Origin of the sequence: Intrasporangium sp., from assembly GCF_035688975.1 — a bacterium.
Classification (GTDB): domain Bacteria; phylum Actinomycetota; class Actinomycetes; order Actinomycetales; family Dermatophilaceae; genus CALMNV01.
In genome coordinates, this window is the sequence record NZ_DASSMH010000009.1 from 1 (window position 1) to 15241 (window position 15241).

General features: G+C 73.0%; 14 protein-coding genes and 1 tRNA gene. 6 read left to right on the forward strand and 9 right to left on the reverse strand.

Features of this window, described 5'->3' with window-relative positions; all coding sequences use genetic code 11:
- Positions 1 to 58: 58 nt before the first annotated feature.
- Positions 59 to 1138, reverse strand: coding sequence for a hypothetical protein (locus tag VFJ94_RS00820; RefSeq protein WP_325002266.1), 1080 nt, complete (start codon positions 1136 to 1138; stop codon positions 59 to 61).
- A 143-nt stretch (positions 1139 to 1281) separates the two neighbouring features.
- On the opposite strand from VFJ94_RS00820, the gene VFJ94_RS00825 reads away from it, so the two are divergent.
- Positions 1282 to 1800, forward strand: a complete 519-nt coding sequence (locus VFJ94_RS00825; RefSeq protein WP_325002267.1) for a peptidylprolyl isomerase — start codon at positions 1282 to 1284, stop codon at positions 1798 to 1800.
- Between the two features lie 33 nt (positions 1801 to 1833).
- Positions 1834 to 2781 carry a rhomboid family intramembrane serine protease gene (locus VFJ94_RS00830; RefSeq protein ID WP_414654528.1) on the forward strand — a complete coding sequence of 316 codons (948 nt, stop codon included), beginning with the start codon at positions 1834 to 1836 and terminating at the stop codon, positions 2779 to 2781.
- A 189-nt stretch (positions 2782 to 2970) separates the two neighbouring features.
- Here VFJ94_RS00830 and VFJ94_RS00835 read toward each other — a convergent pair whose 3' ends face one another.
- Positions 2971 to 3222: a cell division protein CrgA gene (locus VFJ94_RS00835; protein ID WP_325002268.1), complete on the reverse strand. Its 252-nt coding sequence runs from the start codon at positions 3220 to 3222 to the stop codon at positions 2971 to 2973.
- A gap of 76 nt (positions 3223 to 3298) precedes the next feature.
- Between VFJ94_RS00835 and VFJ94_RS00840 the strand changes: the two genes are divergently transcribed.
- The 3 genes from VFJ94_RS00840 (at position 3299) to VFJ94_RS00850 (ending at position 5843) form a co-directional block, all read left to right on the forward strand.
- The gene (locus tag VFJ94_RS00840) at positions 3299 to 4030 is read left to right on the forward strand and encodes a DUF881 domain-containing protein (RefSeq protein ID WP_325002269.1); all 732 of its coding nucleotides are present in this window, start codon (positions 3299 to 3301) and stop codon (positions 4028 to 4030) included.
- A 116-nt stretch (positions 4031 to 4146) separates the two neighbouring features.
- Positions 4147 to 4785 (forward strand): aminodeoxychorismate/anthranilate synthase component II, encoded by a 639-nt coding sequence (locus VFJ94_RS00845; RefSeq protein WP_325002271.1) that lies wholly within the window; start codon positions 4147 to 4149, stop codon positions 4783 to 4785.
- Between the two features lie 119 nt (positions 4786 to 4904).
- Positions 4905 to 5843, forward strand: a complete 939-nt coding sequence (locus VFJ94_RS00850; RefSeq protein WP_325002272.1) for a type IV toxin-antitoxin system AbiEi family antitoxin domain-containing protein — start codon at positions 4905 to 4907, stop codon at positions 5841 to 5843.
- A 180-nt stretch (positions 5844 to 6023) separates the two neighbouring features.
- Here VFJ94_RS00850 and pknB read toward each other — a convergent pair whose 3' ends face one another.
- From pknB to VFJ94_RS00885, 7 genes are all read right to left on the reverse strand, one after another.
- Positions 6024 to 7868, reverse strand: a complete 1845-nt coding sequence (gene pknB, locus VFJ94_RS00855; protein WP_325002273.1) for a Stk1 family PASTA domain-containing Ser/Thr kinase — start codon at positions 7866 to 7868, stop codon at positions 6024 to 6026.
- A gap of 91 nt (positions 7869 to 7959) precedes the next feature.
- On the reverse strand, positions 7960 to 9219 hold the full coding sequence (locus VFJ94_RS00860; RefSeq protein WP_325002274.1) for a serine/threonine-protein kinase: 1260 nt from the start codon (positions 9217 to 9219) through the stop codon (positions 7960 to 7962).
- Positions 9216 to 10679, reverse strand: a complete 1464-nt coding sequence (locus VFJ94_RS00865; protein ID WP_325002275.1) for a peptidoglycan D,D-transpeptidase FtsI family protein — start codon at positions 10677 to 10679, stop codon at positions 9216 to 9218. The genes VFJ94_RS00860 and VFJ94_RS00865 overlap by 4 nt, the downstream gene beginning before the upstream one ends.
- Positions 10676 to 12070, reverse strand: a complete 1395-nt coding sequence (locus VFJ94_RS00870; protein WP_325002276.1) for an FtsW/RodA/SpoVE family cell cycle protein — start codon at positions 12068 to 12070, stop codon at positions 10676 to 10678. Before VFJ94_RS00870 ends, VFJ94_RS00865 begins: the two co-directional genes overlap by 4 nt.
- Positions 12067 to 13497, reverse strand: a complete 1431-nt coding sequence (locus VFJ94_RS00875) for a PP2C family protein-serine/threonine phosphatase (protein WP_325002277.1) — start codon at positions 13495 to 13497, stop codon at positions 12067 to 12069. The genes VFJ94_RS00870 and VFJ94_RS00875 overlap by 4 nt, the downstream gene beginning before the upstream one ends.
- A 4-nt stretch (positions 13498 to 13501) precedes the next feature.
- On the reverse strand, positions 13502 to 14026 hold the full coding sequence (locus VFJ94_RS00880) for an FHA domain-containing protein FhaB/FipA (protein ID WP_325002278.1): 525 nt from the start codon (positions 14024 to 14026) through the stop codon (positions 13502 to 13504).
- 3 nt (positions 14027 to 14029) lie between these two features.
- Complete coding sequence (locus VFJ94_RS00885; protein WP_325002279.1) at positions 14030 to 14818, reverse strand: DUF3662 and FHA domain-containing protein; 789 nt, start codon at positions 14816 to 14818, stop codon at positions 14030 to 14032.
- A gap of 231 nt (positions 14819 to 15049) precedes the next feature.
- Here VFJ94_RS00885 and VFJ94_RS00890 point away from each other — a divergent pair.
- A tRNA-Leu gene (locus tag VFJ94_RS00890) sits at positions 15050 to 15132 on the forward strand.
- The last annotated feature ends 109 nt before the right edge of the window (positions 15133 to 15241 follow it).

Genomic DNA, 15241 nt, shown 5'->3' on the forward strand with positions numbered 1-15241 from the left:
GCGGGCCTGGATATCGATATAGCGATATCCAGGCCCGCAGATATCTGGGGGGGGGGGCTCAGGCGTCGCCGCGGTCCTTGTCTCCCGCCACGTCGATCGGGGAGTCGCCGCTCAGGGGGGCCCGCTCGGCCTCCGCGTTGGCATCCAGGCCCGTGTCGAGCCCGAGGCCGTCCACGGCGTCAGAGCCGGGCATCCCCTCGACCGCGGTGACCTCACCGGTGTCGAGAGCCGGGCTCGCCAGCGCGGCGTCGAGCGACGACTGCGTGTCCGGCGCCGTCTCGCCCTCCGCGGAGCGGTCCTTGGCCTCCGTGACGGCCGCCTGCCCTCTCGCGGCGATCCCCACGGCGGCCTCCTTGGCGGTCTCGGCCAGACCCGCGCCCTTCTCGGCGGCCTTGCTCGCCGCCTCGGTGACCGCCTCCTTGGCGTGGCTCACCGTCCCCACCGCCTTGTCCTTGAAGGACGGCTGCGCGGCGCCGTCGGTGAGCGGCGTCGCCCACGGGTCGTCCGCCCGCTGCTGCTTCTGCCGGAAGGCCGCGAAGGCGGCGACGAGCGCAGCCAGCAGGCCGATGCCGAGCAGCCACTTGGCCCTGCCCCCGCCGCGGCGGACCGGCTTGGCCACGGCCTCGCCGCGCAGCACGAGCAGTGCGTCCCTGGCGCGGGCGTTGCCCACGTGGGCCGTCTCGAGGGCCTGCTCGAGAGCAGGTGCCGCAGCGACCCTGGCGTGCTCGCCGGCGTGGGCCAGGGAGGCAGCCGCGCTCGCGAGGGCGGCGCCGACCTTGGGCTTGACCGCCTCGCTGAGGCTGGCCTGGTAGGCCTCCACGTGGGGCTTGGCCCGCTCCACGACGTCGTGCACGACCGGCGTCGCCGCGTCCCTGGCCGCGGTGAGGCGCACCTTGGCGCGCTCCGTGGCCCCATGGAGCGCCGGGCCTGCGGCTTCTCGGGCGGCGGCCAGCCTCACGCGGGCGGCCTCGGCCGCCGCGGCTGCGGCTGCCGCCTGGTCGCGCAGCGCGACGAGGCGGTCGTGGGCCGCCCGCGTCTCGACGTCCTCGCTCGCCGCGGCGTCTGCCTCGGTGGCCGCCGCCTCGAGGTCTTCTGCGGCCGCCTCCAGGTGGTCGGAACGGGTCCGGGTCCAGAACATCTAGTCCTCCTTGGGTCCTCGTGTCCCTACCCATCCTGCCAAGTCCGGACACGCGGCGCAGCCACAGGGAAGGCGCGCGCCGCGCGCGGCTGCCGTCCCCGGCCACCGCCGGGCCCGGCGGCATACGTGCAAGGATTGGCCGCATGAAGGCAACCCTGCACACCAACCACGGCGACATCGCCGTCGAGCTCTTCCCTCACCAGGCGCCCAAGACGGTCGAGAACTTCGTCGGGCTGGCCAAGGGCGACAAGGACTACCGGGACGACGCGGGTCGCACCAGCCCGACGCCGTTCTACGACGGCCTGGTCTTCCACCGCATCATCCCCGGCTTCATGATCCAGGGAGGGTGCCCGGTGGGCCGCGGCACGGGCGGACCGGGCTTCACCTTCGACGACGAGATCAGCCCGGACAAGGACTTCACCAAGCCCTACATGCTCGCCATGGCCAACGCGGGCAAGCGGGGCGGCAAGGGGACCAACGGCTCGCAGTTCTTCATCACCGTTGCCCCGACGACCTGGCTGCAGGGCAAGCACACCATCTTCGGCGAGGTGGCCGACGCGGCCTCCCGCAAGGTGGTCGACGAGATCGCGGCCGTCCCGACCGGGGCGCAGGACAAGCCCCGCGAGGACGTCGTCATCACCTCGGTGACCGTCGAGGACTGACCCCGCCCCATCCCGACCAGAAGGCAGACGAGCGTGTCCGACGACGCAGCCGGCGGCCAGCCCCCGATCCCCGCGGAGGCGGGCCGCCAGCCTGTCGGCGCGTCCGTGTGCGCCCGGCACCCGGACCGGGAGGCCTACGTCCGGTGCCAGCGCTGTGGTCGGCCCGCCTGCCCGGAGTGCCAGCGCCCGGCAGCCGTCGGCATCCAGTGCGTGGACTGCGTGCGGGAGGCGGCGCGCACCGCGCCGACGGTCACGTCCGTCTTCGGCGGCCGTGCCACCGACGGTCGGCCGCTGGTCACCTACACGATCATCGGCATCTGCGTCCTCGCCTACATCGGGCAGCTGGGCTCGAGCTCGGTCACCAACCGCTTCGCGTTCGCGCCCTACCTCGGGTGGACCGAGCCTTGGCGCTTCCTCACGGCGGCGTTCCTGCACTCACCGCAGATGCTCCTGCACATCGCGTTCAACATGTTCGCGCTGTGGACCCTCGGGCAGTACCTCGAGCCGATGCTCGGCCGGGCCCGGTTCGCCGCGCTCTACCTCATCAGCGGCATCGGCGGTCAGGTCGCGGTGACGCTGCTGGCCGGTTCCCCGACCGTGGAGGGGCTGAGCTCCGGTGCGGACGATGCCTGGCTCACCGGCGTGGTCGGTGCCTCGGGGGCGATCTTCGGCCTCTTCGGCGCGCTCCTCGTGCTCAACCGGCACCTCGGGCGGTCGTCGTCCGGCATGTACGCCACCCTCGCGATCAACGCGGTCTTCGGATTCCTCTACCCGGGCATCTCCTGGCAGGCCCACCTCGGCGGCTTCGTCACCGGCCTGGCGTGCGCCGGTGCCGTCGTCGTGGCGCGCCGGCGCCGCATGCCGCGGCTCGCCTGGGCCTCGCTCGGCGCCGTGCTGCTCGTGCTCGTCGCCATGGCTGTGGTCAAGTACCTCACGGTGCCGCCCATGATCCGGGAGCTCACGGCCTTCACCGCGGGCTGAGCAGGTGCGCCTGCCCAGGGTCGGGCCAGGGTCGGGCCAGCGCCGGGCCAGCGTCGGGCCAGCTCGGCGCCGCGGGCCGCGGGCGTCCCGGCATACGGGCGCGGTGTCCACAGTGTGGGGAAAGGCTGTGGATGTACTTACACGCGTGTCATTTTGCGCACAGGTTGGGGACAACCCTGTGGATACCGCTCACCGCCACCGCATCGTCATGATGAAGCCACTCATGAGCAGGACGAAGCCGATGCCGAGGTTCCACACCCCGATGGAGGCGATGGGGTACTTGTACTCGGACACGTAGTAGACGACGATCCACAGCAGGCCGACCACGAGCAGCACGGTGAACGCCGGCGCCCACCAGGCGGGGTTGGGCTCGCGGACCTTGCTCGCCGGCGGCGGCGTGTATGCCGCGGACGCGTGGTCGCGGCCTCTGGACTCGGGCACGGCGGCTCCTTGGGTGAGAATGGATCGTGACCAGCGTAGTTGACACTCGTCGTGCCGGGATCGAGGTGGGCCGCCCGTGTTGAGGCCGCGCCTGCGCAGCCGGTGGTCGCTCGTCGTGCCCGTCGTGACCGCCGGAGCCGGGCTGATGTTCGCGATGAGCTTCTCGACCGCGCAGGGCAACGACCTGCGGGCCGACCGCGACCTGCCCCAGCTCATCCTCGCCGGCAACGAGCGGGTCGCGCAGCAGGCGCGGACCCTCGACGCGCTGCGCCGGGAGGTGGACCAGCTGAGCCGGGCCAGCGCTCCGCTCGACCGGCGGCTCGGCGCGCTGACCGCCCAGGCGGCGGCGCTGGCCGCCTCGGCCGCGACGACGCCGGTGCGCGGGCCCGCGCTCGCGGTCACCCTCGACGACGCACACCGCTCGGTGGACTCGCTCCCGGAGGGCTTCAGCGGCGACGACATCGTCGTGCACCAGCAGGACGTGCAGGCCGTCGTCAACGCGCTGTGGGCCGCGGGGGCCGAGGCCATGATGATCCAGGACCAGCGGGTCATCTCCACGAGCGCCGTCCGGTGCGTCGGCAACACCCTCATCCTGCAGGGGCGCGTCTACTCACCGCCCTATGTCATCAAGGCCATGGGTGACCTCGCCCGGATGCAGGCGAGCCTCGACGGGGATCCGTCCGTGGCGATCTACCGCCAGTACGTCGACGCCGTCGGGCTGGGCTACCAGGTCACCACGGAGGCGCAGGCCCAGTTCCCGGCCTACTCGGGCTCGGTCGACCTCGCGCATGCGACGGTGGTGCGCTGAGCGAGCGCCGGTCCGGGGGACGACGGTGACGGCTGCGGGCAGCCGCCGCGGCTGATCTACCCTTGTCCGGGACGGGCCGCACGCCCTTCCGCGCAGCCACCGGACCGGAGACCGCCATGAGCCGCCCCCGCAGGATCCTCGTCGTCGACAACTACGACAGCTTCGTCTACACGATCGTCGGCTACCTCGAGCAGCTCGGCGCCGAGTGCGACGTCCGGCGCAACGACGCCGTCTCGGCCGCCGAGGTCGCGGCATACGACGGGGTGCTCGTCTCTCCGGGTCCGGGGACGCCCGAGGCGGCGGGTGTCTCCATGGAGGTCATCCGGGAGTGCGCGCGCACGGGCACGCCGATGTTCGGCGTGTGCCTTGGGCACCAGGCGCTCGGGGTCGTGGCGGGGGCGACGGTCGACCGGGCACCCGAGCTGCTCCACGGCAAGACCTCACTCGTGCACCACGACGGCACGGGGGTGCTCGCGGGGCTGCCGTCGCCGTTCACCGCGACCCGCTACCACTCGCTGACCATCGACCCGGCCACCTTGCCGGCTGAGCTCGTCGCCACGGGTCACACCGAGTCCGGGATCGTCATGAGCGTGCGGCATCGCGACCTGCCGCTCCACGGCGTGCAGTTCCACCCTGAGAGCGTGCTCACCGAGGGTGGGCACCGGATGCTCGCGAACTTCCTCACCCTGTGCGGTGACGAGGGCGCCGTGGGGCGCTCGCAGGGCCTGAGCCCGCTCGTCTCGGCCGCCGTCTGATTCCCCGCCCCAGACAACTGGGAGCCTACGTATCGCCAGGGCGCTATCTGGCCCCCCAGATATCTGGGGCCTGTGGATAACGGCGCGGCGGGACGGCGGTATGCCGTCACCATCGGTGGGTGGACATCGAAGACTTCGCCGCTCGGCAGTCGGGCGTGGTGAGCCGCCAGCAGGCCCTGGCGGCGGGCCTGACGCCGGCCGCCATCACCTGGCGGCTGGCATCGCGGCGCTGGACGTCGCTCGGTAGCGGCCTCTACCTCACGCACACGGGAGACGTGTCGTGGGAGGCGCGGGCGGCTGCCGCGGTGCTGGGTCGCAGTGGCCCCGCGGCGCTGGCCTACCGCAGCGCGGCCCACCACTACGGCCTCGTGCCCATGCCCGACCGGATCGAGCTGCTCGTGCCCTGGGGGGCGACGACCGGGTCCGGACGGCAGGTGCGGGTCCGCAGCACGAGCAGGTTCGAGGAGCGGGTGGTCGAGACACCATTTCCCCCGCGGACCACGGTGGAGCACACCGTGCTCGACCTGACCTACACCATGGGCGCGGCGGCGGCGATCGGCCTGGCGGCCAAGGCGGCGCAGCGGGGGCTCACCACGGCGGAGGCGCTGGCCGAGGCGTTGCGTGGTCGGCACCGGCACAGGGGCCGGTTGCTGTTCGAGGCCGCCTTCGGCGACATCAAGCACGGCGCCGAGAGCCTGCTCGAGATCCGCTACGTCCAGCGCGTGGAGCGCCCGCACCGACTGCCGACGTCGGTGCTGCAGGCTCCGGGCGGCACGCCTCAAGGCAGGTTGCGCCGCGACTTCAGCTTCGCGGAGTGGAAGGTCATCATCGAGGTCGACGGGCGGCTTGGGCATGAGGGGGATGGCATGCAGCGGGACCGGCGTCGTGACCGGGCGGCTGCCGTGGACGGCTGGGTCACGCTGCGGTACATGTGGTGGGAGATCATCGACGATCCCTGTGCGGTGGCCGCGGAAATCGCGCAGGTCCTGCGGGGGCGTGGGTGGACGGGCACGCTGACGCCGTGCTGCGAGGTCTGCGTCGCGGTCCGCGCCGCCTGAGCCGCGCCGCCTGAGCCGCGCCGCCTGAGCCGCGCCGGTCGCGTCCCGGGACCCGGCACCCCGCAGGTCACCCCAGCGGCATACGGGCCGCCCAGCGCCGCCCACAGCCAGCCCGTCCCCAGACAACTGCGGGGCCAGACATCGCTATAGCGATACCTGGCCCCGCAGTTGTCTGGGGGTTCAGCGGGTGGTCGTCGGCGAGGCCGGGGGCGTCGGGGGGGCCGACGTCGTGGCGGTCGGCGGCGGCTGCGTCACCGTGACCGTGGCCGTCGTCGGCTGGGGCGTGGGCGTGCGGGCCACCTTGACGACGATCTGAGTGCCGAAGTCCACGGCCTTGTTCACGTCGGACATCTCGAGGACGGTGCCCGACGGCTTGTCCCGCGAGTCGACCTCCTCCTTCTTGTAGGTCAGCCGCAGCTCGTCGAGCTTGTTGGCGGCGACGGCCCAGTCGCGGCCGACCAGATCCGGCACCTCCACCTTGCCCGTCGCGACGTTGAGCACGACACCGCTGCTCTTGGCGACCGTCTGCCGGGCGCCGGGGGTCGTCGAGACCACCTTGCCCTTGTCCTGTGCCGGGTCGTTGACCTCCTGCACCTTGGACACGGAGAGGCCGGCGTCCTCGATCGCCTTGCGGGCGTCGGCCTGGTTGAAGCCGGTCACGTCGGGGATCGCGACCGAGTCCGGGCCGGTCGAGACGGAGAACTGGACCGTGCTGTTCTGGGCCACCTGCACCCCGGCGGACGGCGACTGGTCGAAGACCGTCCCGGGCTGCGCCTCGTTGGCCGCCTTGGTGGCCTTGCCCTGCAGCTTCTGCTGCCGCAGCGCCGACTCGGCCTGCTCCTGGTTCATCCCCTTCAGGGACGGGACGGCGACCTGCACGACCGCGGGCGCCTGGGCCTCGAACCACCGCAGCGCCCCCCAGCCGGCGAGGGCGAGGACCGCGAGCACGAGCAGCGTGACCAGCGCGACCCGGCCGCCACCCCCGCGGCGCTCGTCCTCGCGCACCTCGTGACCGACGGCCGGCATACCGGCGGTGTTGGCTGGTCGACGTCCCACGGCGGGCTGGACCGCGGTGGGCGTGCCCGCGGTGCCGTATGCCGCCGGCAGGGTCTGGGTGGCCGCGGCGCCGACCGCCGCGCCGGACCCGAGCGCCGCGGCGCTGATGGGTCGGCCGAGGCGGACGTTCTCCAGGTCGGCGCGGAAGGAGGCCGCGTCCTGGTAGCGGGTCTCGCGGTCCTTGGCCAGCGCGTGCAGGGTGACCGCGTCGAGGTCCCCGCCGACCGCGTCGTTCCACACGCTCGGCGGCTGCGGCGCCTCCCCGACGTGCTGGTACGCGATGGCGACCGCCGAGTCGCCGGTGAAGGGCGTGCGACCCGTCAGCAGCTCGAAGAGCAGGCAGCCCGTCGAGTAGAGGTCGGAGCGCGCGTCGACCGGCTGGCCCTGCGCCTGCTCGGGCGAGAGGTACTGCGCAGTCCCCACCACGGAGTGCGTCTGCGTCATGGTGGCGGCCGTGTCCGCGATGGCCCGGGCGATCCCGAAGTCCATGACCTTGACCGTGCCCGTCGAGGTGATCATGACGTTGGCCGGCTTGATATCTCGGTGGACGATGCCCATCCGGTGGCTGTAGGCCAGTGCATCGAGCACGCCCTCGGTCGTGCGGATGGCCTCCTCGGGCGAGAGCCGGTGCACCTCTCCGAGCCGCTGGCGCAGGGTCTGCCCGTCGACGTACTCCATGACGATGAAGGGCACGGTGTGGCGCCCGCCCTGGGGGTCGATGAGCTCGTCCTCGCCGGAGTCGAAGATCGCGACGATGGACGGGTGGTTGAGGCCGGCGGCGGACTGGGCCTCCCGGCGGAACCGGGTGAGGAAGTTGGCGTCCCGGGCCAGGTCGGAGCGCAGCATCTTGATGGCCACCTGCCGGCCGAGCCGGGTGTCCCGCCCCAGGTGGACGTCGGCCATGCCGCCCCGGCCGATGAGCTCGGCGAGCTCGTAGCGGCCGCCGAGTACGCGGGGAGTCGTGCTCACGCTCCGCCCCTCTGCTCGATGGGTCGTGGGTCGGTCCTCAGGTGCCACGTGATTCTCGTCCTGCGCTCGTCGGTCTCGGTCTCGGTGTGCATCACTTGCCCTTGCCCTTGGAGGTCGGGGTGGGTGCCGGCGCCTTGGGCTTGGTCTTGCCGGTTGCCTTCGTGGTCCGCGCGGGGGCCGGCGTCGCCCGCGCCGCGCCGCGCTTGGCCCCACCCGTCGGGGCCGCGGCGGTCGCGCGCCGCGTCGGCGCACCGGTCGTGGCGCCCGTGCCCCGCCCGGTCAGGACCCGGACCGTCCCGTGGGGGGTCGCCGTCGCCGCCGTCCCCGGCTGCGTCGTCGGTGTCGCCACGGCGGCCGGGCTCAGCATCCGACCGCCGGCGAAGCCACCGAGGAGCAGCAGCATGGCCAGGGGCGCGGCCGCCCAGAGCAGTCCCCTGCGTCGCCACCACGGGGTCGGCTCGGCCGAGTGGGCACCCACGCCGTGGAGCCGGCTCGTGGGGTCGATGACGGCGAGGGCCGACACGGTCGCGTCCGCGCCGACCGGCATACCGAGCCACGTCGCCACGGAGCGCGCGTCGGCGGGCCGGTCTGCCGGATCCTTGCTCAGGCAGGCGGCCACGACATCGCGCAGGTCACCCGGCACCGACGTCGGCAGGGGCGGCGGGGCGTCGTTGACCTGCGCCAGGGCGGTGGCGACCGGCGTGCCCATGTCGAAGGGCTTGGCGCCGGTCAGCATCTCCTGGGCCACGACGCCCAGGGCGTAGAGGTCGCTGGCCCCGGTCGCCGGCTGGCCGAGGGCCTGCTCGGGGCTGAGGTAGTCCGGCGTGCCCAGCACCTCGCCGGTGACGGTGACCCCGCTCCCGTCGCCGGCGCGGGCGATGCCGAAGTCGGTGAGCTTGGCCGTGCCGTCCGGGGTGACGAGGATGTTGGCCGGCTTGACGTCGCGGTGCACCACGCCCGCGTCGTGGGCCGCGGCGAGCGCGAGCGCCGCCTGCCCCACGAGGGCGCGGACCTGGTCGGCCGGGAAGGGCGCCCCCTCGCGGATGAGGTCGGAGAGCGGAGCACCGCGGACCAGCTCCATGACGAGGTATGCCGTGCCGTCGTCCTCGCCGTAGTCGTAGACCGTCGCGATGTTGGGGTGCGAGAGCGCAGCCGCGTGACGGGCCTCGGCCCGGAAGCGCGCGAGGAAGCCGCCGTCCTGGCCGGGCCCGGGCCGCAGCACCTTCACGGCGACCGGCCGGCCGAGCACCTCGTCGGTCGCCTCCCACACGTCGCCCATGCCGCCCGAGGCGATGCGGGACCGGATGGCGTAGCGGCCGCCGAGGACGGCACCGGTCGTGATCGTCGTCATCGGCGGATCACCGCCTCGATGACCTGCCGCGCGATGGGGGCCGCCACCCGGCCGCCGCCCACCTCGCTGCCGGTGACGCCGCCGCTCTCGACGACGACCGCCACGGCGACCTTCGGGTCGTCCGCCGGCGCGAAGCTGATGAACCACGCGTGCGGCGGCTTGCCGGGGTCGTGCTGCGCCGTGCCGGTCTTCCCGGCGACCGCCACTCCCGGGATGCGGGCCCGCGCCCCACTGCCGTTCTCGACGACCGAGACCATCATCTTCTTGAGGATCTCGGCGGTGCGCGGGGAGACCGCCTGGGACAGCTCCTGCGGCTCGGGCGCCGAGTCGATGACGTCGAGGTTGGCGCTGCGGACCTGCGAGATGAGGTAAGGCTTCATGACGCGGCCCTGGTTGGCGACGCCTGCGGCGACCATGGCCATCTGCAGCGGCGTGGTGCGCACGTCGAACTGGCCGATGGCGGCCTGCGCCGCCTGAGGGGCGTTGAGGTCGGCCGGGACCGAGCTGGGGCTGACCCGCATGGGGATGTCGAGCGTGTCGCCGAAGCCGAACCGGCCCGCCTGGGCGCGCAGCTTCTCGCCCCCGAGGTCGAGCCCGAGGGTGCCGAAGGCCGTGTTGCACGAGATCTCGAGGGCGTGGATGAGGGTCGTCCGGTCTCCCGGGCCGCAGGGACGGCCGTTCTCGTTGGGCAGGGCGGCGTCGGTGAGGGGCAGGTCCAGGCTGGCCGGTCCGCGCACCGAGGAGTTCTCGTCCTTGACGATGCCGTTCTCCAGTGCGGCGGCGGCGGTGACGACCTTGAACGTCGAGCCGGGCGGGTAGAGGTTGCCGCCGATGGCGCGGTTGAAGTAGGGCTGGCTCGGGTCGCTCGAGAGGGCCTTCCACGCCGCGGCGGCCTGCCCGAGGTTGTGGCTGGACAGGGCGTTGGGGTCGTACTGCGGGTGGCTGACCATGGCGAGGATCGCCCCGCTCCTCGGGTCGAGCGCGACGACGGCCCCGCGGCTCTGGCCGAGGGCACGGTCGGCGGCCTCCTGGGCGCGCGGGTCGAGGGTGAGGTCGAGGCTCGCGCCGGCCGTCTTGCGCCCGGTGATGAGGTCGGTGACGCGCCGCACGAAGAGGGCGTCCGAACTGCCCGAGAGGAGGCCGTCCGCGGCCCGCTCCAGCCCGTAGGGGTTGCCCACGGCATACGCGTAGAAGCCCGTGACCTGGGAGTAGAGCGGGCCGCTCGGGTAGGTCCGCAGCCAGGAGTACTGGTCCTTGACCGAGACCGACCGGGCGATGGGCTGGCCGCCGACGAAGATCGACCCGCGCTCCTGGGCGTAGTTGTCGAGCAGGGTGCGCTTGTTGGTCGACATGCTCGCCAGGGTCCGCGCCTGGAAGAACTGCACGACCGTCGACGCCACGAGCAGCGCGGTGAACAAGGCGGCGAGCAGGACCGAGAGCCGCCGGATCGGGGTGTTCACGACAGCCTCACCACCTGGGTCGCCTCCGGGGCCGCGCCCTCGGGGACGGTGCTGCCCGGCGTCTCGGCGACCGGCCGGCGGGCCTGGTCGGAGATGCGCAGGAGGAGGGTCATGATGATCCAGTTGGCCAGCAGGGCCGAGCCGCCCAGCGACATGAACGGTGTGGTGAGGCCGGTGAGCGGGATGACGCGGGTGACGCCGCCGATGACGATGAAGACCTGGAAGGCCACCGAGAAGGTCAGGCCGATCGCGAGCAGCTTGCCGAAGCCGTCCCGCACGCCGAGGGCGGTCCGCACGCCCCGCTCGACGAAGAGCAGGTAGAGCACGAGGATGGCGACCGAGCCGAAGAGCCCCAGCTCCTCACCGAGGCTGGCGAAGATGAAGTCGCTCTCGGCGAAGGAGGTCAGCCACGGCCGGCCCGCGCCGAGGCCCGTGCCGGTCAGCCCGCCGGCCGCCATGCCCCACAGCCCGTTGGCCAGCTGGTTGGACCGCTCGAGGCTGTCGGCCGAGAACGGGTCCAGCCAGAGGTCGACCCGCTTCTGGAAGTGCGAGAACGTCGCGAGCGCGAAGGCGACGGCGAGGCCGAAGAGGACGAGGCCGATGGCGATCCACGAGACGCGCTCGGTGGCGACGTAGAGCATGGCCACGAAGAGCCCGAAGAAGAGCAGCGCCGAGCCGAGGTCCTTCTCGAAGACGAGGATGAGCAGGGCGAGGACCCACGCCACGAGGATGGGCCCGAGGTCGCGACCGCGCGGGAAGGTGAAGAAGAGGACCTTCTTGCCGGCGAGCGACAGGACGTCCCGCGTCTGCACGAGGTAGCCGGCGAAGAAGACGGCGAGCGCGACCTTGGCGAACTCGCCGGGCTGGAAGGACAGCGGCCCGAGCCGGATCCAGATCTGCGAGCCGTTGATCGTCTGGCCGAGGAACGGCACCAGGGGCAGCACCAGGAGCAGGAACCCCGCCGCCAGGGACACGTAGGTGAACCGCCGGAGGATCCGGTGGTCGCGCAGGGCGATGATGACGGCCACCGCGAGGGCGACGGCGAGCGCCGTCCAGACGATCTGCCGATAGGCGTCACCGCCCGTCCCGTCCTGGTTCTTGGCGAGGTCCAGGCGGTGGATCATCACGAGCCCGAGGCCGTTGAGGCACGTCGTGATCGGCAGCAGGAGGGGGTCCGCGTATGCCGCGCGCCAGCGCAGCACGACGTGGACGACGCCGGCCAGGACGACCAGGCCGCCTGCCACCGGCACGATGTTGGCCGGCACGGTGCCGTTGCGGGTGAGGTCGACGGTGACCCATGCGAGCAGCACGATCGCGATCGCGACGATGAGCAGGAGCAGCTCCATGCCACGCCGCGTGCGGGGGGCGACGCGCTCGACGGTCGTGATCATCGGGGCGCCACCGCCCGCGCTGCCGTCGGCACGGTCGTCGCCGTCGGAGCCGTCGCGGAGGCCGGGGCGCGACTGGCGGGGCCGGTGGCCGAGGCGCCTGTGGCCGGCCTGGCGGAGCCGGTCGCGCTGGCCGGTGCGGTGGGGACCGTGGTCGGTGTCACGGGTGCCGTCCCGCACGGGATGCCGGTGGCCGCCCGCGCCCGGCACCGCTCGGCCTCGGACCGGAGCCGCTCGACCTTGTCGCGGGCGTCCGCGAGGCTGGTCGCGGGGATCGCAGCGCCCACGGAGAGCTGGACGTCGGTCGGCAGGTCGCCCACGTTCACGTCGGTCTCGGACTCGAGGTGGGACAGGCGGATCGGGCCCAGGTCCTGGGAGACGCCGCGGAAGACCGCCACGCGGCCGTCCCGGGCGCCGAGGTAGTACTGCTGCTGGGACCAGCCGTATGCCGCGTAGCTGCCCGCGGCGAGGACGAGGACGGCGAGGACCACGCCGACGAGCAGGCGCACCCACCGCGGCCGCCTCGGCGCCTCCTCGGCGAGCTCCGGACCGTCGTCGTCCTCACGGCGCCCGGTCGCCTCGCGGGACAGGGCGGCAGCCTTGGCCGCGGGGCTGGTCGGGATGGCGCGGGTCGGCTCGCGCAGCCCTCGGGCCGCGGCGGCGCCGACGACCTGCGGCACGGTCGAGGGCAGGTCGTCGCCCGCTGCGTCGACGACGTCGGCGACGATCGCGGTGACGTTGTCGCGCGTGGAGGCCTTGAGGGCCACCTCGATGCACCGGTCGGCGGCCTCCTCCGGGGAGCGGGCCTCGCGCAGGATCTCCTCGATGACGTCGGCACCGACGAAGTCGGACAGGCCGTCGGAGCACAGCAGGAAGCGGTCACCGACCCGCGCCTCGCGCAGCGACGTGTCAGGCTCGTCCTCGGGCTGGCCCGTCATGACGCGGGTGACCACGGACCGCTGGGGATGGCTGCTCGCCTCGTCCCTGGAGATGCGGCCCTCGTCGACCAGCTGCTGGACGAAGGAGTGGTCCTTCGTGATCTGGGAGAAGGTGCCCTCGCGCAGCAGGAAGGCCCGGGAGTCACCGATGTGCGCCATCGCGATCTTGTTGCCGGTGCGGAGCATGACGATCGTGGTCGAGCCCATGCCGGCGAGGTCGGCGTTCTCCGCCATGGCCCGCGTCAGCAGGCTGTTGGCGCGCTGCAGCCCCGCCTCGAGGAGCGGGATCGCCTGCTCCGCGGGGACGCTGTCGTCATCGAGCGGGGCCAGCTCGCCGACGATCATCGAGCTCGCGACATCGCCCGCGGCATGCCCGCCCATGCCGTCGGCGAGCACGAGCAGGTGCGGCCCGGCATACCCGGAGTCCTCGTTGCGGGACTTGGGTCCGAGACCACGGTCGGAGCGCGCGGCATACCGCAGGGCGATGGCCACCGGCTCAGCCCCGCAGCTCGACGACGGTCTTGCCGATGCGCAGGGTCGAGCCGACCTGCACCGGCCGGGGGGCGGTCAGCTTCTCCCGCCCGAGGAAGGTGCCGTTGGTCGAGCCGAGGTCCTCGACGAACCACTGGCCGTCCTCGGCGTAGATGCGGCAGTGCCGGCCCGAGGCGTAGTCGTCGTCCACGACGAGCGCGCACTCGGGGTTGCGGCCGATGAGCACGCCCGAGGCGCGCAGCGGCAGCGAGGTGCCGGCGAGGGCACCCTCCGTGACGATCAGCGACGTGGGCACGCGCCCCGTCCGACCCCGGGACCGGCCCCGGGCAGGAGCCGGGACGGCGGCCGTGGCCACCCGGCCCCGGCCGTCCTGCGGGGCGGCCTGGACCGGCTGGGCCTGGCGCTGGCCGCGGCGCGAGACGCGCGTGCCGTAGATGTCCGAGCGCAGGACCCCCGCGATGCTGAAGATGAAGATCCACAGCAGCACGAGCAGGCCCAGCCGCAGCAGGGTGAGCGTCAGCTCACTCATGCCTCACCGCCGCCCGGCGCGGAAGGTCGCGGACGTGCGGCCCAGCGTGACGCGGTCACCGTCTTGCAGCCGCTGCGTGGTGACCCGGTCGCCGTTGACGAAGGTGCCGTTGGTGGAGTTGAGGTCGCGGATCGAGGTGACCAGGTGCGGCCCGTCGGTGGTCACGCGGATCTCGCTGTGCCGACGCGAGACGCCCGGGTCGTCGAGCACGACGTCGGCGCTCTCGTCACGCCCCAGCGTGGTCATGCTGCCGAGCAGCGGGTAGCGGTCGCCGTCGATCTCCAGCCACGGCCGGGCGGAGGGGTTGGCGCGCGCCGGCCGCTGCGGCGGACGGCCGTCGACCATCGTGCCGGCCGGGTCCTGGGCGCGGGCCGGGGGGCGCGGCCGGGCCGGCGGCTCCGGCTCCGGCGCGACGGCGGGTCGCCGGGCCGTCGCCGGGCGCACCCGGAAGACCCCGGTCTCGAGCCCCTCGCCCTCGAGGAGGTGCACCTGGAGCGGACCGGCGGCCTGGTAGCCCTGCGAGTCGGCGTGCTCCTGCGCGGCCGCGACGAGGTCGTCGGTGAGGTCGTCCTCGAAGTCGCCGAGCCGGTCGTAGTCGGTGGGGCTGAGCTCGATCGTGTAGAGGTTGGGAACCATGGAGCGGCCGTGCCCGAGCAGCGCGGCGCGGTCGTCCATCGCGCGCCGGATCGCCGAGGCGATCTCGACGGGCTGCACCTCGGACTTGAACGCCTTGGCGAAGACACCGTGGACAGCCTTGGCGAGCCCGTGCTCGACCCGGTTGATGATTCCCACGCATGGCTCCTTATCCTGCGGACGTTTCATCGTAACGGCAGGGCTGGGTGGGCCCGAATCTCGCGGGGAGCCACGTGCCGGCCTGTCGGTGGGCGTCCGTGGAAGATCGCACCCCCTCCCGGGGGTGTGATCTTCCACGCAGCCCTGAGTGGGGTGCGTCAGCATGGCGCGGGTTGGCACTGCGCGGTTTGGCATTGCGCACGGTCATGCACCACACTGTTCCCTTGTCGCGCGCGAGTGGCGGAACGGCAGACGCGCTGGCTTCAGGTGCCAGTGTCCGCAAGGGCGTGGGGGTTCAAATCCCCCCTCGCGCACGTGTGAGCAACGGCCCCCGGCCTGCGGAAACAGTCCGCAGGCCAGGGGCCGTTCCTCCTTCAGGTGCCCAACATGTGCTCGCCGCCAGACAACTGCGCCGCCAGACAA